The sequence below is a fragment of the Hydrogenophaga bisanensis genome (assembly GCF_042665135.1).
Classification (GTDB): Bacteria; Pseudomonadota; Gammaproteobacteria; order Burkholderiales; family Burkholderiaceae_C; genus Hydrogenophaga; species Hydrogenophaga bisanensis.
The window spans coordinates 502,363-520,044 of sequence record NZ_JBHTBX010000002.1; the positions used below are offsets into that span (position 1 = coordinate 502,363).

Genomic DNA, 17,682 nt, shown 5'->3' on the forward strand with positions numbered 1-17,682 from the left:
GGCGTACCGTCGCGCATCTGTCACAGATGCCAATGATATCTTATATAAGACATAAGACAAATTGACCGACCTGTTGGGTCACGGGTACACTTGGCGGTTGACCTTGCACCACGTTTTTCGGGTTTTCCCGCACCTCTGTGGGCGCCGTCAGGGGTGATCACCCCACCGCACATCCACTTTCATCACGTCCTTACCTGGAGTTCTCACATGAGCAAGAAGCCCGTCCGAGTTGCCGTCACCGGCGCCGCTGGCCAGATCGGTTACGCCCTGCTGTTCCGCATCGCCTCTGGCGAAATGCTGGGCAAGGACCAGCCCGTGATCCTGCAACTGCTGGAGATTCCGGACGAGAAGGCCCAGAACGCGCTCAAGGGCGTGATCATGGAACTGGAAGATTGCGCCTTCCCGCTGCTGGCCGGCATCGAAGCCCACAGCGACCCGATGACCGCCTTCAAGGACACCGACTACGCCCTGCTGGTCGGCGCCCGTCCCCGTGGCCCCGGCATGGAGCGTGCTGACCTGCTGGCCGCCAACGCCCAGATCTTCACCGCCCAGGGCAAGGCTCTGAACGCCGTGGCTTCGCGCAACGTCAAGGTGCTGGTCGTCGGCAACCCCGCCAACACCAACGCCTACATCGCCATGAAGTCGGCCCCCGACCTGCCGGCCAAGAACTTCACCGCCATGCTGCGCCTGGACCACAACCGCGCCGCCTCGCAGATCGCCGCCAAGATCGGCTGCGCCGTGGGCGACATCGAGAAGCTGGCTGTGTGGGGCAACCACTCGCCCACCATGTACGCCGACTACCGTTTCGCCACCGTGAACGGCAAGTCCGTCAAGGACACCATCAACGACCACGAGTGGAACCGTGACGTGTTCCTGCCCACCGTGGGCAAGCGTGGCGCTGCCATCATCGCCGCCCGCGGCCTGTCGTCGGCCGCCTCGGCCGCCAACGCCGCCATCGACCACATGCGCGACTGGGCCCTGGGCACCAACGGCAAGTGGGTCACGATGGGCATCCCGTCCAACGGCGAATACGGCATTCCCAAGGAAGTCATGTTCGGTTACCCCGTCACCTGCGAAGGCGGCGAGTACAAGATCGTCGAAGGTCTGCCCATCGACGAGTTCTCGCAAGAGTGCATCAACAAGACCCTGGCCGAGCTCGAGGGCGAGAAGGACGGCGTCAAGCACCTGCTGTGAGTTGGTAACCACTTGGTAACTCATCCGTGAAGCCGCATCCGCGCGACATCCTTGCAGGGGCTCAGGCCGGCGCATTTGCGCTGCCGGTCTGTGACCACTACAGCGGTGTCGAGGCGCGGATGCGCAAGAGCCTGCAGCTGCAGGCCGAGCTGACCGCCGAATTCGGCACCTGCGTCTTCGATGTCACGCTCGACTGCGAGGACGGCGCCCCTGTCGGCGGCGAAGCCGAGCACGCGGCCCTGGTGACCGAGCTGGCGCTGGGTGCCCCGGCCGGCGCCCGTGTGGCCGCACGCGTCCATCCGGTCGATCACCCGCATTTCGAGGCCGACGTGGCCACCATTGCCGGGCGTGCCGGCGCGCGCCTGTGCCACCTGATGGTGCCCAAGGTCGAGTCGCTGGCCGACGTGGAGCGGGCCGTGGCCGCGCTGGATGCGGCGGGAGCTTCGGCGCTGCCGCTGCATGTGCTGATCGAGTCGCCGGCGGCGGTGCACCGGGCCTTCGATATTGCGGCCCATCCGCGCGTCGCGTCGCTGAGCTTTGGTCTGATGGACTTCGTCTCGGCCCACGGCGGGGCCATCCCGTCCTCGGCCATGACCCTGGCCGGCCAGTTCAGTCACCCGCATGTGCTGCGCGCCAAGCTGGAGATGGCCGCAGCTTGCCACGCCCATGGCAAGGTGCCTTCGCACAACGTGGTGACCGAGTTCAAGGACCTGCCTGCCCTGCAGGATGCCGCGCGCAAGGCGGCCACCGAACTGGGTTACACCCGCATGTGGAGCATCCACCCGGACCAGATCCGGCCGATCCTGGCGGCGTTTTCGCCGGCCGAATCCGAGATCGATACGGCGGTATCCATCATTGAAGCTGCCGCTGCTGCCAACTGGGCGCCGGTGCAGCACCACGGACGGCTGCACGACCGCGCCAGCTACCGCTATTTCTGGCAAGTGATCGAGCGCGCGCACCAGACCGGGCACCCTTTGCCCGAAACGGTGCGTGGCTGGTTTCTTGCATGACCCCATTCCAACCATCACCCACCCCACCGGAGATCACCATGTCGACCTTCCTCGCCGACTACCGTGCCCACGCCGCCGAGCGCGCTGCCCTGGGCATTCCCCCGCTGCCGCTGGACGCCAAACAGGTGTCCGCGCTGATCGAGCTGATCAAGAACCCGCCCGCTGGCGAGGAAGCCTTCCTGATGGAACTGCTGACCTTCCGCGTGCCGCCGGGCGTGGACGATGCCGCCAAGGTCAAGGCCAGCTTCCTGGCTGCCGTGGCGCACGGTGACGAAAAGGTCGCCCTGATCTCCAAGGCCAAAGCCACCGAGCTGCTGGGCACCATGGTGGGTGGCTACAACGTGCATCCGCTGATCGAGCTGCTGGACGACGCCGACGTGGCGGGTGTGGCCGCCGAGGGTCTGAAGAAGACCCTGCTGATGTTCGACTACTTCAATGACGTGGCTGCCAAGGCCAAGGCCGGCAACGCCAAGGCCCAGGAAGTCATGAAGAGCTGGGCCGACGCCGAGTGGTTCACCAGCCGTCCGGCCGTCGAGAAGAAGATCACCGTCACCGTCTTCAAGGTGCCCGGCGAAACCAACACCGACGACCTGTCGCCCGCACCCGATGCGTGGAGCCGCCCGGACATCCCTATGCACTACCTGGCGATGCTGAAGAACACGCGCCCGGACGCGGCCTTCAAGCCCGAGGAAGACGGCAAGCGCGGCCCGATGCAGTTCATCGAGGACCTGAAGAAGAAGGGTCACCTGGTCGCCTACGTGGGCGACGTGGTCGGTACCGGCTCCAGCCGCAAGTCGGCCACCAACAGCGTGATCTGGGCCACCGGCCAGGACATCCCGTACGTGCCTAACAAGCGCTTTGGCGGCGTGACCCTGGGCGGCAAGATTGCCCCCATCTTCTTCAACACGCAGGAAGACTCCGGCTCGCTGCCCATTGAAGTGGACGTGAGCAAACTGGAAATGGGTGATGTCATCGACGTCTACCCCTACGACGGCAAGATCGAAAAGAACGGCGCCGTGGTGGCCGAGTTCGCGCTCAAGAGCCAGGTGCTGCTGGACGAAGTGCAGGCCGGTGGCCGCATCAACCTGATCATCGGCCGCTCGCTGACCGCCAAGGCGCGCGAGTTCCTGGGCCTGCCGGCCTCGACCGCCTTCCGCCTGCCCGTGGCTCCCAAGGACACCGGCAAGGGCTTCACGCTGGCGCAGAAGATGGTCGGCCGTGCCTGCGGCCTGCCGGAAGGCCAGGGCATCCGCCCGGGCACCTACTGCGAGCCCAAGATGACCACCGTCGGCAGCCAGGACACCACCGGCCCGATGACCCGCGACGAACTCAAGGACCTGGCCTGCCTGGGCTTCAGTGCCGATCTGGTGATGCAGTCCTTCTGCCATACCGCCGCCTATCCGAAGCCGGTGGATGCCAAGATGCACCGCGAGCTGCCGCCCTTCATCAGCAGCCGCGGCGGAGTCGCACTGCGTCCGGGCGACGGCGTGATCCACAGCTGGCTCAACCGCCTGCTGCTGCCCGATACCGTCGGTACCGGTGGTGACTCGCACACCCGCTTCCCGATCGGCATCTCGTTCCCGGCCGGTTCCGGCCTGGTGGCCTTCGGCGCTGCCACCGGCGTGATGCCGCTGGACATGCCCGAGTCGGTGCTGGTGCGCTTCAAGGGCCAGATGCAGCCGGGCGTGACCCTGCGCGACCTGGTGCACGCCATCCCGCTGTACGCCATCAAGGCCGGTCTGCTGACCGTGGCCAAGGCCGGCAAGAAGAACATCTTCTCGGGCCGCATCCTGGAAATCGAAGGTCTGCCCGACCTGAAGGTGGAACAGGCTTTCGAACTGTCCGACGCCTCGGCCGAGCGCTCCGCTGCCGGCTGCACGATCAAGCTCAACCCCGAGCCGATCAAGGAGTACCTGACCTCGAACATCGTTCTGATGAAGAACATGATCGCCGACGGCTACCAGGACGCCAAGACACTGCAGCGCCGCATCGAGAAGGTCGAAGCCTGGCTGGCCAAGCCCGAGTTGCTGGAGGCCGACAAGGACGCCGAGTACGCCGCCGTGATCGAGATCGACCTGGCCGACATCACCGAGCCGATCGTCTGCTGCCCGAATGATCCGGACGACGCCAAGTTCCTGTCCGAAGTGGCCGGCACCAAGATCGACGAAGCTTTCATTGGTTCGTGCATGACCAACATCGGCCATTTCCGCGCGGCCGCCACCGTGCTGGGCGGCGCCCGTGACATCCCGGTCAAGCTGTGGGTGGCACCGCCGACCAAAATGGACGCGTCCGAGCTGATGAAGGAAGGCCACTACGCCGCCTTCGGCAGCGCCGGTGCCCGCACCGAGATGCCCGGCTGCTCGCTGTGCATGGGCAACCAGGCCCAGGTGCGCGAAGGTGCGACGGTGATCTCCACCTCGACCCGCAACTTCCCGAACCGCCTGGGCAAGAACACCAATGTGTTCCTGGGCTCAGCCGAGCTGGCCGCCGTCGCGTCCAAGCTGGGCAAGCTGCCCACCAAGGAAGAGTACCTGGCCGCCACCGGTGTGATCACCGCCAAGGCCGACCAGATCTACAAGTACATGAATTTCGACCAGATCGAAGAGTATGCCGAGGTTGCCAAGACGGTCGCCTGACAGGCTGGCTGACTGAGTGACAAAGGCCCGGGGAGCGATCCCCGGGCCTTTGTTTTTTGGGCCTTTCTGAACGACATCGCACGGTCGCCGCAGAATCCACACACAAACCACATCATCCGCACAAACAGCGGAGCGAGCATCTCCGACAGGTCAACACAGGAGAACCTGTCATGCTGAGATTGCTGGGATGTCTCATCCTTCTGGTGGGTTTGCTGGGGCGCCCGGGTGCCGCCCAGGCGCAGCCTGCCCACATCAACAACTGGCTCAACGACGCCCAGAGTGGCGCTCTGCTGCTGCGCGCCAGCGAGCGCGAGGACTGGCAGCCTGCGCTGTTGCTGGAAACCCGCTTCGACGTGCAGGTCAGCGGACCCGTGGCACGGGTCAGGCTGGAGCAGCGCTTCCGCAACACCCTCGACCGGTTTGCCGAAGGGATGTATGCGTTTCCCCTGGCCGAGCGTGCCGGCGTGCATGGCATGCAGATGGTGATCGGCGAGCGGCGCATCATCGGGCGCATCGAGGAGAAAGCGCAGGCGCGCCGGATCTACGAACAGGCCCGCGCACAAGGGCAGGCCACCGCACTGGTGGAGCAGCGGCGTCCCAACATCTTCAACACATCGGTGGCCAACATCGAGCCGGGCAAGGACATCGTTGTCCATCTGGAGTACACCGAGCTTCTGGTGCCCGATGGCACACGCCTGTCCTTGCGCCTGCCCTTGACCATGACACCGCGGTACCGCCCGCCGGTGCAGGAACCGAGGGAAGGGCAGGCCACGGCCACAGCGGTCGAGACGGACAGCCTGGAGGGGCCGGTCCTGCCGGCTGGCATGCAGCCTGCCCGGTCGCACCGCACCCGCGTGAATCTGGATCTGGACGCCGGGCAGCCGGTGGCCAGCCTGTCCAGCCCCAGCCATGAGATCCGGATGCGCTCGGACGGCAACCGCCACCGGGTCACGCTGGAGACGGAAGCGGTGCCGATGGACCGGGACTTCGTGCTCGACTGGCAGTTGCCCGCCGGGCCGTCCAGCCGCGTCAATGTGTTTGCCGAACGCGTCGATGGCGACCTGCACGCGCTGCTGATGCTGATGCCCGGTGACCTGCCGGCGCACACCGAACGCATGCCGCGTGAAGTGATCATGGTGATCGACACCTCGGGGTCCATGGGGGGTGAACGCATCCGGCAGGCGCGGGAAAGCCTGATCTACGCCCTGGGCAGATTGCAGCCCGAGGACCGGTTCAATGTGCTGGAGTTCAACCACCAGCACAGCATGCTGTTCCGCGATCTGCAGCCAGCGAGTGCCAGCCATATCGCGCAGGCTCAGGCCTGGGTCAGGCGGCTGCAGGCCGACGGCGGCACCGAGATGCTGCCGGTGCTGCGCGACGCATTGGCCTTTCCCAGCGACCCGGCTTTCCTGCGCCAGGTCATCTTCATCACCGATGGCTCGGTGAGCAACGAGGCCGAGATCCTCTCCCTGATCGAGCGCCGGCGCCACCGGGCCCGGGTCTTCACTGTGGGCATCGGTGCGGCACCCAACAGCTATCTGCTGCGGAAGGCGGCCGAACTGGGCCGCGGCACCTACAACTTCATCGCCCATGCCCATGAGGTCGAGACGCAGATGGCGTCCCTGTTCGAGAAGCTGGAGAGCCCGGTGTTGACGGATTTGCGCCTGGAGCTGCCCGCCGGCATCGAAGCCGAGTACTGGCCCCGTGAGCTGCCCGACCTGTATGCAGGTCAGCCCCTGTTGCTCGCCATGAAGCTCAATCGCATGCCGGCACATCTGACGCTGCATGGCCGTCAACCGCAGCCTTGGCAGCAGCAGGTGGTGTTGCCGGCCGAACAGCACCATGCGGGCGCAGCCGTGCTGTGGGCGCGCCAGAAGATCGAGGTGCTGATGGACCAGCTGACCCAGGGGCAGGACGCCGGGCAGGTGCGCCAGCAGGTGCTGGAGGTGGCCCTGAAGCACCGCCTGATGAGTGCGTATACCAGCTTTGTGGCGGTGGATGAACGGCCGGTGCGTGATGCCGATCAGCCGCTGGACAGCGAGGCGGTGGGCAACCTCAACCCGGTCGATCACCAGTACCCGAAGACCTCGCTGGGCCTGCTGCAGAAATGGCTGCTGGCGGTGTTGCTGGCGCTCATGGGTGTGCTGCTGATGCGCAGGAAGATGGCATGATCCAGCGCCTGCGTCCGATCCTGGGAGGTGTTCTGCTGCTGGCTGGGTTGGCGCTGGCCGGGCAGGCCCTGTGGCTGCAGGGCAAGGCCTTGGTGGCCCAGCAGTTGATCGCACATGCCTGGGAACAGACCCTGCGCACTGGCCAGCCGGTCAAGCCCTGGCGCTGGGCTGATACATGGCCCGTGGCCCGGTTGACCGAACCCGGTGGCCGACAGCATTACGTGCTGGCCAGCGTCAGCGGGCAGGCATTGGCCTTCGGCCCCGGGCACCACCCGGCCAGTGCCCGGCCTGGCGAAGCGGCCACCATGCTGCTGGCGGGTCACCAGGACAGCCATTTCGCCTTCTTGCAGCACCTTCAACCGGGCCAGCGGCTGACGGTGCAGGACAGCCGGGGGGTGGAGCACGTGTACCGGGTCGACACCCGGCAGGTGGTCGACAGTACCCGGCAGACCATGCGGTTTCAGCAGGGCCTGGCGGAGTTGAGGCTGGTCACCTGCTATCCGTTTGCATCGTTGCAAAGCGGCGGACCGTTGCGCTACGTGGTCAGTGCCCGGCTGGAGCCTGTCACATGATTGCGCCGCCGGCCGCAAAGCCGCCACAATGGCCGCTGGCCGACACACAAGCAGAACCCATGGGTGAGCGAATACTGATCATCGAGGACGAGGGAGCCATCGCCGATGCCCTGATCTATGCCTTGCGCAGCGAGGGATTCGAGGTGCACTGGTGCCAGCTGGGCAGGGAAGGGCTCGAATGGTTGCAGCATCAGGCGGTGGACCTGCTGGTGCTGGATGTCGGGTTGCCCGATACCAGCGGGTTCGAACTGTGCCGCCAGATCCGGCAGTTTTCCAGCGTGCCGGTGGTGTTTCTGACCGCGCGCAAGGAAGAGGTGGACCGCATCGTCGGCCTGGAGATCGGTGCCGATGATTACGTGGTCAAGCCCTTCAGTCCGCGGGAGATGTCGGCGCGGGTGAGGGCCATCCTGCGCCGCGCCCGTGGGCCTGTCACCGCCATGTCGCCGCCACCGCAGGCGTCCGACGCGTGTTTCGAGCATGACGCGCAGCGGCGGCGCATCCGTTACCGGGGCCAGTGGCTGGACCTGACGCGCTACGAATACCTGATTCTGAGCACCTTGCTGCAGCGTCCCGAGCATGTGCTCAGCCGCGAGCAGCTGCTGGATTCGGCCTGGGACGATCCGTCGGCCAACTTCGATCGGGTGGTGGACACCCACATCAAGGGCATTCGGGCCAAGCTCAAGCGCGTGGATCCCGCGCACGATCCCATCGTCACCCATCGCGGGCTGGGGTACAGCCTGGATGTCCACGGTGGAGCGCCGCGTCCATGAGGCTGGGGTTCAGGGTCTTCGTGGCCTGGTTTCTGCTGGCGGGCGTCGGGACGCTGCTGTTCTATCACAGCATCATCAACCAGCTGCCGTCCTCCATGCGCCAGGCCAGCGAGGAAGTGCTGGTGGACAGCAGCCAGCTGCTGGCGGAGCTCAGTGCCCTTCATTGGGACGACGGTTTTGCGCCAGGCTCGGCCTTCAGCGAGGCGCTGGCCAGGTACCGGCAGCGCCCTCTGAACGCCATGATCTGGTCGCGGGAGAAGACCCGGACCGAACTGGTGGTCTACATCACCGACACCCGGGGCAAGGTGCTGTTCCACACGGATCCGGATCTGATCGGCGAAGACTTCTCCCGCTGGCGTGACGTGGCGCTGACCCTGCGCGGAGCGTATGGGGCCCGCACCACCCGCACCGATCCGATCGATGAGACCAGCAGCTACATGTTTGTGGCAGCACCGGTCATGGGCGCCGAGGGGCTGCGAGGGGTGCTGAGCGTGGGCCAGCCCACCGCCAGCCTGCAGCCCTTCATCACCCTGGCCAACGCGCACTTCTGGCAACGCGGCGGGCTGATCCTGCTGGCGGCCCTTCTGCTCGGTGGCGCCATGGCCTACTGGCTGACCCATTCGATCCGCCGCCTGGTCAGCTATGTGGAACGGGTGCGCCATGGCGAGCGGGCCAGTCCGCCCGTGATGGGTGAGCCGGAACTGGATCGGCTGGCGCAGGCCACGGGCGCCATGCGAGAAGAAATCGAGGGCAAGGCCTATGTGGAGAACTACGTCCACACCCTCACCCACGAGATGAAGTCGCCCCTGTCGGCTATCCGCGGTGCTGCCGAACTGCTGCAGGAGGCAGACCTGCCCGAGGAAGCACGCCAGCGGTTCACACAGAACATCGATGCCGAGTCGGCGCGGCTGCAGCGCCTGATCGACCGCCTGCTGTCCCTGGCAACGGTGGAAAAGCGCCAGCAGCTCGACAGTGTCGAGCGGATCGACCTGCAGACCTTGCTGGCCCAGGAACTGCAGGCCAAACAGAGCCTGGTCAGCCGCAAGCAGCTCAGGGTGGAGATGCATGTCACACCGGGGCTGCAGGTGGACGCCGAGCGCTTCCTCATCGAGCAGGCGCTGAGCAATCTGCTGGACAACGCCATCGATTTCACACCGCCGGGCGGGCATATCCTGGTCAGGGCCGAGCTCACCGACCACGCACAGGTGAGGGTCGGCATCTTCAACGAAGGCCCCCTGGTGCCGGACTACGCCATCGAACGGGTGTTCGAGCGCTTCTACTCGCTGCCACGCCCCGACAGTCAGCGCAAGAGCACCGGGCTGGGCCTGAGTCTGGTGCAGGAGGTGGCCCATCTGCACCGGGGTTCGGTGAGGTTGTCCAACGTACCCGGCCAGGGTGTGCAGGTGGACCTGACCCTGCCCCAGGTGCAACGCGGCGCCGCCGCCGGTCGTCGGGCCTGACGGTCAGGCAGCGGCCGGTCGCGCCCGGTGTCGCCAGCCGTCAACCGAGTAGAGCAGCAGGGCGGTCCAGATCAGGGCAAAGCCGGCCAGCCGCGGTCCGGCAAAGGGCTCGCCGTAGAGCAGGGTGCCCAGGAACAGCAGGATGGTGGGCGTGAGGTACTGCAGGATGCCCATGGTGGACAGCGGCACCCGCCGGGCACCGGCCGAAAACAGCAGCAGCGGAATGGCGGTGACCGGGCCGCAGAGCAGGAACAGCAACCAGGTGTGCGTGTCGTGCGCGGGCATGCTGCCACTCTGGTGGCCCCACAGCAACGCCACGGCCGCCAGCGGGGCAAGCAGCATGGTTTCCAGCGACATGCCCTCCAGCGCACCCAGCGGCGCGAGCTTGCGGATCAGGCCATAGAAACCGAAACTCAGGGCCAGGCCCAGCGCAATCCAGGGCACATGCCCGGTGAGCAGGGCCAGCCACAGCACCCCGGCGGCGGCGATGCCGAAGGCCAGCCACTGCCCCAGACGGGGGCGCTCGTGCAGGAAGACGAAGCCCAGCGCCACATTGACCAGTGGCAGGATGAAGTAACCCAGGCTGGCATCGAGCACATGCCCGTTGTTGACGGCCCAGATGTAGGTCAGCCAGTTGGCCGCCAGAAGCAGGGAGGAGACGGCGAAGGTGGCCAGCAGGCGCGGACTGCGCAGCGCCTCGCGCAGCCAGGTCCAGCGGCGCAGGGCGGCCAGCACCAGCAGCACAAAGGCCAGCGACCACACCATGCGGTGCAGCACCACCTCGAGCGAGCCGACGTGCTGCAGCTGCTTGAAAAAGAGCGGGAACAGGCCCCAGAGGCCATAGGCCGAGATCCCGTACAACAAACCTTTGCGCGTCATGCGGCGCACCCGGTCATGGCCTGCCAGCCTGGCCAGCCCTCACGCGCGATGGCGAACTTGCGGGTGGCGGCGCTCCAGCTTTCGCCGGCGGCCATGGCGTCCGCAAAGGCTTGCGGATCGGTCACGCGCGTGCCGCCCAGCAGCGTGACGCCGCGGGCGAACAGGGCATCGGGCCAGAGCCCGGCCGACGGGCCGATGACCGCAAAGCGCGTGGCTTGCGGGGCCGCCGCCAGCATGTCGTCCAGGCTGTCGTTGAGCAGCATGGTGGACGTGCCGACCACGGTGTTGCAGGTGGCCAGCAGCCCACGGTCGAGGCCGATGGTGATCTGCGGGTAGCGGGTGCGCTGGCGCTCCACCATCTCGGTGTTCATCTCCACCACGCTCAGGCGCCCGCCAGCCTCGGCCACGCGCTGCACCAGCGGGGGGAAAAAGCCGATCATGCCCAGGTGGTCGTCCGGCCCCAGCACCACATCGCCCAGCGAGTTGCCGGCCGAGGGCGGCTCATAGCCAATGCGCCGCCAGACCGAATCGGTGAGGGCGCTGATGGCGGCCAGGGCCACGGCGCGGGCCACCTCGTCGCCATCCGTCAGGGCCCGCGCCAGCACCATCGGGTCGGCACCGGCCAGGGGGGCAGAGCGGCGGCCATGCTGCGCGAGCAGGCCACGCAAAGTGCTGCCCAACAGCACGTACGACAGGCCGAAGGCCCCGTCATCCAGCTCGATGGCGCAGAACTCGGCGTCGTGCTCGCCGGGCTGGAGTTCGCCACCAGGCAGGTGAAGGCGGCGCACCGCGGGCGCGCGCCATCGCAGGCCGATGGTGTCGAGCTGCCTCAGGATCTCGGCAGCGATGGAAGGTGAGCCAGCGTTCATACGGGCATGGTACCGGGTCATGGGTGTGTGTCAGGCGCCTCAGGCACGCGCCTGGTGAGCCAGCGGTCGTGCGTCAGAGAAGCCGCGCAATCAGCGCACCTTCGCTTGGGCCGTTCAGCGGCACCCAGACGCGGATCGGGCTGCCTTGCGCCACCTCAATGGCCTGACCGTCCTGGTTGTGCATCTGGCCCAGCTCGATGATGCGGTTGCCGGCGGGGTGGATGACCTCCAGCTTGTCGCCCACGGCGAAGCGGTTCTTGGCTTCCACCTCGGCCCAGCCGTCTTCGCGCACCTGCAGCACCTCGCCCACGAACTGGCTGCGTTGGCCCTGCGAACTGCCGTTGATGTAGTTCTGGTAGTCCTGGCTGGGTCGGCGCTCCAGCAGGCCGCCGGTGTAGCCGCGGTTGGACAGGCCCTCCAGCTCCAGCAGCAGTTCGGGGTTGAAGGGCTTGCCGGCCACCGCGTCGTCGATGGCGCGGCGGTAGACCTGCGCGGTGCGCGCCACGTAGTAGTGGCTCTTGGTGCGGCCCTCGATCTTGAGCGAGTCAATGCCCATGGCCGCCAGCCGTGCCACGTGCTCCACCGCACGCAGGTCCTTGCTGTTCATGATGTAGGTGCCGTGCTCGTCCTCCATGATGGGCATGAGCTCGCCCGGGCGGCCGGCTTCCTCGATCAGCCAGACCTTGTTCGCCTCGGGGTGTCGCTGGCCGTTGCCGGTGGTGGAGAACGCGCTGGCCGCTTCCTCGTCTTCCTTTGCAAAGTTGAAGCCGTCCAGCGTCTGCAACGGGGCCGCGTCGCCGGTGTCGGTTTCGGTGGTGGCGCCGTGCGTCTTGTATTCCCAGCGGCAGGCGTTGGTGCAGGTGCCCTGGTTGGGGTCGCGGCGGTTGAAGTAGCCGCTGAGCAGGCAGCGCCCGGAATAGGCGATGCACAGCGCGCCGTGCACGAACACCTCCAGTTCCATGTCGGGGCAGTCGTTGCGGATGGCCTCCACCTCGTCCAGGCTCAGCTCGCGGCTGAGGATGATGCGCGTCACCCCCTGCTTCTGCCAGAACTTCACTGCCGCGCTGTTGGTGGTGTTGGCCTGCACCGACAGGTGGATGGGCACCTCGGGCCACAGGCCTTTTTCCATCTGCTCGCGCACCAGCATGATCAGGCCGGCGTCGGCCATGATCAGCGCGTCGGGACGCAGCTCCACCACCGGCTGCAGGTCGCGCAGGTAGGTGCGCAGCTTGTCGTTGTGGGCGATCAGGTTGCTGGTGACAAAGAACTTCTTGCCGCGCTGGTGCGCTTCGGAAATGCCCTGGGCAATCTGCTCCAGCCGGAATTCGTTGTTGCGGGCGCGCAGGCTGTAGCGCGGCTGGCCGGCGTAGACGGCGTCGGCGCCAAAGTCGAAGGCGGCGCGCATGCGTTGCAGCGAGCCGGCGGGCAGGAGCAGTTCGGGTGATTTCATGGTGAACCTGATATTGTCCCGGAAGCGGCCGGTTCACACAATTCAGCGGCCAAGTGCCCTTGCGAGAAGGATGGACGACCGTGTACAACCCGAGCCACTTCAACACCTCAGACGACCGTGCCGCGCTGCTGGCACTGATGCGCTCCCACCCGCTGGGCGCCCTGGTCATCCACGGCCCGCAGGGGCTGGACGCCAACCACCTGCCGTTCGAGGTGGACGAGGCCGCCGGTGTGCTGCGCGCCCACGTGGCCCGCGCCAATCCGCTGTGGCAGCAGGTGCCGGCCGATGGCGGGATGGCGGCCATGGTCATCTTCCGCGGCGAGGCTGGCTACATTTCGCCCAACTGGTATCCCAGCAAGCACGAAACCCACCGCCAGGTGCCCACCTGGAACTACCAGGTGGTCCATGTGCACGGCCAACTGACCGTCATGGACCAGGAGCGATTCGTCCGCGGCCTGGTGGCGCGCCTGACGCGCGAGCACGAAAAACGCTCTGGCCAGGCCAAGCCCTGGATGATGGGCGACTCACCGGCCGACTACATCGACCAGATGCTGGCCGCCATTGTGGGCATTGAGGTCAGCCTGCAGCGGCTGGAGGGCAAGTTCAAGCTGAGCCAGAACAAGGAGGCACGCGACCGCGAAGGCGCCATCGCCGGGTTGGCCGACCGACAGTGCCTTGGGCTGGCCGATGCCATGCGCGCCTTTCAGCCAAAGGACTGAAGCCTTCAGCGCAAATCCATGCAGTTGGCGTAGAAGGTGGTGGTGGCCGGCCAGTCCGAGAACACGCCCATCACCCCAACGTCCTGCGCCAGCACGTGCAGGGCCTGCAGCATGTCACCCTCGCGCCGCACGGCGCTGTCGAAGGTCTGGAAGTACCAGCCGTTGTTGCCGTCGGCCAGCACGCCCGAGCGCTCCAGCGTCCAGGTGATCAGACCCAGTCCGGCGGCCTTGGCATCCCTGGCGGCCTGCGAGGGCACGATACGGCCGTTCTCCGCGGCCAGCAGGGCAAAGGTGGGTGGCGCCCAGATGTTGATGCCCTTGGCCTTGTAGTCCTTCAGGGTGGCCAGATCGGGCAGGTCGGCGGCCTTGTCGGCGTCATCCAGGTACACCGCCTGCTGGCCGAAAGCCGGTTCTTTGGCCACCCAGTACAGCACATCCCGGATGTCGAAGGACTGCGGGTACACCTGCCGCGCAGGCACACTGGCGCGTTTGTACTCGTCGATCATTTTCTGTGCGTAGGCTTCTTGGCTGAAGCCGTTGAACGGCATGGGCACGCTGGGGCTCTTGAGTTCGGGGGTCATCTTGACGCCCAGCCGTTTGAACAGCTCGATGCTCTCGGCGTGGGTCATCAGCGTCCCGCTGGTCGGGCCCGAATACAGATCGGTGCGCCAGTTGGCGGTGCCGGCCACGTACTGTGCGGGCGTGCGGGCGGCCGGGTTGAAGGCGTCCATCTTTCCCCTGAGGGTGCGGAACTCGGCCAGGGTGATGTCGCTGGTGCGGCACTCGGCCTTGGCTGGCGTCACCACCTTGCCATCGACGTCGAGCACGGCGGGCACAAAGGGCTGGGTGCACCTGGCCGCCAGCGGCGTGAGCAGGATGTTGGTGGTGGTGTGCAGGTCGTTCTGGGCGTGGCGGCAGACCAGTTCGTGATCCTTGGTGAAGGTCACGTCGCATTCCAGGATGCCGGCACCCATGCGAGCGGCCGCCACATAGGACTCCACCGTGTGCTCGGGGAACTGCATCGGGGCACCGCGGTGGCCGATGGAAAAGTCGCGCGGTGTGAAACGACCGCGTTGCGCGCATTGCTGAAGCTGCTGCTTGAGCGGGCCATCGGCCATGTCATCGGCAAGAAAGAAGGGACGTGGTCCCAGCTGAACATGGCTGGGCCGTTCCGTGGCGCCGGTGGCACGGGCTGGGGCGGTGATGGGTTGTGCCCAGACCGCGGCGCTCAGCAGGGCGGCGGTCGCAGTGATGGCGTGGCGAAGCATGTTCGGCATGGTTTCCTCCCGGTCTGTAGTGGTCATGATGTCTCACCTGGCCTTGGTCACGCAAGGGCAGGTGGGCTGGCGCATCATCCGTCGCCGGCGTGAAAGCCGTGTGACGGCCTTTCAGTCCCGTGAGGCGTTTGACACGCGCCGCAGCAAGGTGTGGCGATCCTGATCGTTGCCCGCGAGGCTGGCCGCGCGTTCGAAGGTGCTGCGGGCTTCGGCATGCCGGCCCAATCGCTCCAACAGGTCACCATGCACCGCCCACAGCCAGGGGTAGCGCTGCAGGGTCTTGTCGTTGAGCAGAGGGGTGACCACGGCCAGACCAGCGGTGGGCCCTTCGGCCATGCCCACCGCCACGCCGCGGTTGAGTTCGATCACGGGCGATGGAGCGACTTGCATCAGCGCACCATAGAGCATGGCGATGCGATGCCAGTCGGTGTCGCGGGCCTGCAGCGCGCGGGCATGGCAGGCTGCAATCTCCGCCTGGAGCCGGTAGCGGCCGGCGCCTTGATGGAGCGCCTGGGCGCGGTCCAGGGCGGCCAGACCGCGTCGGATGAGCAGGTGATCCCAGCGGGCCCGGTTCTGATCGGCCAGCAGAATGGGGCGTCCCTGAGGATCGGTGCGCGCGGCGGTGCGCGAGGCCTGGATTTCCATCAGCGCGACCAGGCCATGCACCTCGGCCTCCTCAGGCGCCAGTTGCGCCAGCACACGCCCCAGGCGCAGGGCTTCGTCGCACAAGGCGGGGCGCATCCAGTGAGTGCCGCTGGTGGCGGTGTAGCCTTCGTTGAAGATCAGGTAGATCACCTCCAGCACCGAACCCAGGCGGCGGGCCAGTTCCTGACCCTGGGGGACTTCGAAGAGGACACCCGCCTCGGCCAGTGTGCGCTTGGCCCGCACGATGCGCTGGGCCATGGTGGTCTCGGGCACCAGGTAGGCCCGGGCGATTTCGGCCGTCGACAGACCGCCCAGCAGCTTGAGCGTGAGTGCCACCCGGGCTTCGGCACCCAGCACCGGGTGGCAGGCGGTGAAGATCAGTCGCAGCAGATCGTCACCGATGGTGGCCTGTTCCCGCCGGTGATCGAGCTCGTCGCTGAAGTCGGGCACCACATGGGCCTGCAGCGCTTCGGTGTCGGCGGCGATGTCGTCGTGGCGCTGGCTGGTCATCTGCCGGTGGCGCAGGTGGTCCAGGGCGCGGTTCAGGGCGGTGGTCATCAGCCACGCGGCGGGCTTGTCGGGCAGGCCGTCCAATGGCCAGCGCTCCAGCGCAGCCACCAGGGCATCCTGTGCCAGCTCTTCGGCCACGCCAAGGTCCCGCACCCGCCGTGCCACGGCCGCCACGATGCGGGCGGACTCGATGCGCCAGACGGCGGCGATGGTGTCGTGAACCGCGGAATGCACGCCCGCCGACTACATCTGCTCAGGCGCGGCGGCCTCGTCCATCCAGAACACCTCCCACTGGTGCCCATCCAGGTCGGCAAAGCCGTGCTGGTACATGAAGCCGTAGTCCTTGGGTTCGACCGGTGTGGTGGCTCCTGCGGCCACCGCCTTGCGGATGACCTCTTCGACCTCGGCGCGGCTGTCCACCGACAGGGCCAGCAGCACCTCGGTGCTCTGGTGGGCGTTGCTGACCGGCTTCTTCGTGAAGCCCTGGAAGAACGGCTCGACCAGCAGCATGGCGTAGAAGTTCTCGCCAATCTCCAGGCAGGCGCCCTGTTCGTTCGTGAAACGGGGGTTGAAGCTCAGCCCCAGGGCCTTGAAGAAGGCCTGCGAGCGGGCCATGTCGTGGATGGGAAGGTTCACAAAGATTTGTCGAAACATGGCGGGCACTCCCTCAGGTGTTGCTCAGGCCATCGATGGCCCGCATCTGGTCCAGCGCCTGGCTGGGCGGGAACTCGTCGAGCTCGATCAGCTGACGCAGCTCGATCACCGCCGCCTTCCCACGGCCGGCCGGGTTGGGAAAGCGCCGGCTCCACTCCAGGGCCTCTTCGCGCGATCGCACCTGAATCAGGGTGTAGCCAGCAATCAGCTCCTTGGCTTCGGCGAAAGGTCCATCGACGACCCGGCGGCCGCCGTCTTCGTCGTAGTGAATCCGCCAACCCGTGCGGCTGGGATGCAGTCCGCTGCCGTCGAGCAACACCCCAGCGCGTGCCAGCTCTTCGTGGTAGGCGGCCATCTCGGCCATGAGTTCTTCCGGCGCGTCGGGCATCAGCTCGGCCTCAAACTCGGGACAGGACTTGACGATGATCATGAAGCGCATGGCTGGTCTCCCATGCTCGGCTGGATGATGCTGTTGCGGTTGCCCTCGGTGTCTTCGAAGGCCACGTATTCGCCGACGCCCGGGATGGTCATGGGCTCGCCCAGCACTTGTCCGCCGGCCGTCCGGACCCGCTCCATCGCGGCACGGATATCCTCCACTGCAATCACGACCGACGGGTGCTGAATGGGAGAGGCCGGGTCCTTCGGATAGAGCCCGCCGTGGATGGCGGCCACCGGTGCCTCTGGCAGCACGCCAGGCCGGGGTCCGTTCTCAACCGTGTTGACCAGCAGGTACTCGCCCATCTCCGGTCCCATCATCTGGTGGGTCCAGCCGAAAACGGCAGCATAGAAGCGCGCCGCGCGTTCGCGGTCCTGGTAGGGCATCTCAAAGTGCACGACGGGGCACATGGGGACAGGGGGGGTCATGG

At 66.6% G+C, this 17,682-nt stretch carries 16 protein-coding genes; 8 read left to right on the forward strand and 8 right to left on the reverse strand.

Translation table 11 applies throughout. The features are described from left to right. Positions 1 to 207: 207 nt before the first annotated feature. The 7 genes from ACFQNJ_RS05075 (at position 208) to creC (ending at position 9,813) form a co-directional block, all read left to right on the forward strand. Positions 208 to 1,194 carry a malate dehydrogenase gene (locus tag ACFQNJ_RS05075; RefSeq protein WP_382254445.1) on the forward strand — a complete coding sequence of 329 codons (987 nt, stop codon included), beginning with the start codon at positions 208 to 210 and terminating at the stop codon, positions 1,192 to 1,194. A 26-nt stretch (positions 1,195 to 1,220) separates the two neighbouring features. Then, positions 1,221 to 2,204, forward strand: coding sequence for an HpcH/HpaI aldolase/citrate lyase family protein (locus ACFQNJ_RS05080; RefSeq protein WP_382254448.1), 984 nt, complete (start codon positions 1,221 to 1,223; stop codon positions 2,202 to 2,204). 38 nt (positions 2,205 to 2,242) lie between these two features. Further along, positions 2,243 to 4,840, forward strand: a complete 2,598-nt coding sequence (gene acnB, locus ACFQNJ_RS05085) for a bifunctional aconitate hydratase 2/2-methylisocitrate dehydratase (protein ID WP_382254451.1) — start codon at positions 2,243 to 2,245, stop codon at positions 4,838 to 4,840. Positions 4,841 to 5,010: 170 nt separating this feature from the next. Beyond that, positions 5,011 to 7,011 (forward strand): marine proteobacterial sortase target protein, encoded by a 2,001-nt coding sequence (locus tag ACFQNJ_RS05090; protein ID WP_382254454.1) that lies wholly within the window; start codon positions 5,011 to 5,013, stop codon positions 7,009 to 7,011. After that, a complete protein-coding gene (locus ACFQNJ_RS05095) occupies positions 7,008 to 7,583 on the forward strand; it encodes a class GN sortase (protein ID WP_382254457.1) in 576 nt (191 codons plus the stop codon). Before ACFQNJ_RS05090 ends, ACFQNJ_RS05095 begins: the two co-directional genes overlap by 4 nt. A 59-nt stretch (positions 7,584 to 7,642) precedes the next feature. Next, entirely contained in the window at positions 7,643 to 8,353 is a 711-nt protein-coding gene (creB, locus tag ACFQNJ_RS05100) for a two-component system response regulator CreB (RefSeq protein WP_382254460.1), read from the forward strand. After that, positions 8,350 to 9,813, forward strand: a complete 1,464-nt coding sequence (creC, locus tag ACFQNJ_RS05105; protein ID WP_382254463.1) for a two-component system sensor histidine kinase CreC — start codon at positions 8,350 to 8,352, stop codon at positions 9,811 to 9,813. The genes creB and creC overlap by 4 nt, the downstream gene beginning before the upstream one ends. 3 nt (positions 9,814 to 9,816) lie before the next feature. Here the strand turns inward: creC and rarD are convergent, their stop codons facing one another. The 3 genes from rarD to trhP all read right to left on the reverse strand — a co-directional run bounded on the left by rarD (position 9,817) and on the right by trhP (position 13,011). Further along, positions 9,817 to 10,692, reverse strand: coding sequence for an EamA family transporter RarD (gene rarD / locus ACFQNJ_RS05110; RefSeq protein WP_382254465.1), 876 nt, complete (start codon positions 10,690 to 10,692; stop codon positions 9,817 to 9,819). Next, the gene (locus ACFQNJ_RS05115) at positions 10,689 to 11,561 is read right to left on the reverse strand and encodes a Rossmann-like domain-containing protein (protein WP_382254467.1); all 873 of its coding nucleotides are present in this window, start codon (positions 11,559 to 11,561) and stop codon (positions 10,689 to 10,691) included. Before ACFQNJ_RS05115 ends, rarD begins: the two co-directional genes overlap by 4 nt. Before the next feature lie 73 nt (positions 11,562 to 11,634). Next, entirely contained in the window at positions 11,635 to 13,011 is a 1,377-nt protein-coding gene (gene trhP, locus ACFQNJ_RS05120; RefSeq protein WP_382254470.1) for a prephenate-dependent tRNA uridine(34) hydroxylase TrhP, read from the reverse strand. Positions 13,012 to 13,091: 80 nt separating this feature from the next. Here trhP and ACFQNJ_RS05125 point away from each other — a divergent pair, with 80 nt between their 5' ends. Next, entirely contained in the window at positions 13,092 to 13,730 is a 639-nt protein-coding gene (locus tag ACFQNJ_RS05125; protein ID WP_382254473.1) for an FMN-binding negative transcriptional regulator, read from the forward strand. A gap of 5 nt (positions 13,731 to 13,735) precedes the next feature. Here ACFQNJ_RS05125 and ACFQNJ_RS05130 read toward each other — a convergent pair whose 3' ends face one another. The 5 genes from ACFQNJ_RS05130 to ACFQNJ_RS05150 form a co-directional block, all read right to left on the reverse strand. Next, positions 13,736 to 15,034 carry a glycerophosphodiester phosphodiesterase family protein gene (locus tag ACFQNJ_RS05130; RefSeq protein ID WP_382254476.1) on the reverse strand — a complete coding sequence of 433 codons (1,299 nt, stop codon included), beginning with the start codon at positions 15,032 to 15,034 and terminating at the stop codon, positions 13,736 to 13,738. A gap of 84 nt (positions 15,035 to 15,118) precedes the next feature. Beyond that, positions 15,119 to 16,396, reverse strand: a complete 1,278-nt coding sequence (locus ACFQNJ_RS05135; RefSeq protein WP_382254478.1) for an RNA polymerase sigma factor — start codon at positions 16,394 to 16,396, stop codon at positions 15,119 to 15,121. Between the two features lie 9 nt (positions 16,397 to 16,405). Beyond that, positions 16,406 to 16,816: a VOC family protein gene (locus ACFQNJ_RS05140; RefSeq protein ID WP_382254481.1), complete on the reverse strand. Its 411-nt coding sequence runs from the start codon at positions 16,814 to 16,816 to the stop codon at positions 16,406 to 16,408. A 13-nt stretch (positions 16,817 to 16,829) separates the two neighbouring features. Next, the gene (locus ACFQNJ_RS05145; RefSeq protein ID WP_374642303.1) at positions 16,830 to 17,255 is read right to left on the reverse strand and encodes a YciI family protein; all 426 of its coding nucleotides are present in this window, start codon (positions 17,253 to 17,255) and stop codon (positions 16,830 to 16,832) included. Beyond that, entirely contained in the window at positions 17,243 to 17,680 is a 438-nt protein-coding gene (locus ACFQNJ_RS05150; protein ID WP_382254483.1) for a VOC family protein, read from the reverse strand. The genes ACFQNJ_RS05145 and ACFQNJ_RS05150 overlap by 13 nt, the downstream gene beginning before the upstream one ends. Between the last annotated feature and the right edge of the window lie 2 nt (positions 17,681 to 17,682).

Coding starts and splice junctions, on each gene's coding strand:
- ACFQNJ_RS05075 (WP_382254445.1), top strand. CDS start 208: ATGAGCAAGAAGCCCGTCCGAGTTGCCGTCACCGGCGCCGCTGGCCAG.
- acnB (WP_382254451.1), top strand. CDS start 2,243: ATGTCGACCTTCCTCGCCGACTACCGTGCCCACGCCGCCGAGCGCGCT.
- ACFQNJ_RS05090 (WP_382254454.1), top strand. CDS start 5,011: ATGCTGAGATTGCTGGGATGTCTCATCCTTCTGGTGGGTTTGCTGGGG.
- ACFQNJ_RS05095 (WP_382254457.1), top strand. CDS start 7,008: ATGATCCAGCGCCTGCGTCCGATCCTGGGAGGTGTTCTGCTGCTGGCT.
- creB (WP_382254460.1), top strand. CDS start 7,643: ATGGGTGAGCGAATACTGATCATCGAGGACGAGGGAGCCATCGCCGAT.
- creC (WP_382254463.1), top strand. CDS start 8,350: ATGAGGCTGGGGTTCAGGGTCTTCGTGGCCTGGTTTCTGCTGGCGGGC.
- rarD (WP_382254465.1), bottom strand. CDS start 10,692: ATGACGCGCAAAGGTTTGTTGTACGGGATCTCGGCCTATGGCCTCTGG.
- ACFQNJ_RS05115 (WP_382254467.1), bottom strand. CDS start 11,561: ATGAACGCTGGCTCACCTTCCATCGCTGCCGAGATCCTGAGGCAGCTC.
- trhP (WP_382254470.1), bottom strand. CDS start 13,011: ATGAAATCACCCGAACTGCTCCTGCCCGCCGGCTCGCTGCAACGCATG.
- ACFQNJ_RS05130 (WP_382254476.1), bottom strand. CDS start 15,034: ATGACCACTACAGACCGGGAGGAAACCATGCCGAACATGCTTCGCCAC.
- ACFQNJ_RS05140 (WP_382254481.1), bottom strand. CDS start 16,816: ATGTTTCGACAAATCTTTGTGAACCTTCCCATCCACGACATGGCCCGC.
- ACFQNJ_RS05145 (WP_374642303.1), bottom strand. CDS start 17,255: ATGCGCTTCATGATCATCGTCAAGTCCTGTCCCGAGTTTGAGGCCGAG.
- ACFQNJ_RS05150 (WP_382254483.1), bottom strand. CDS start 17,680: ATGACCCCCCCTGTCCCCATGTGCCCCGTCGTGCACTTTGAGATGCCC.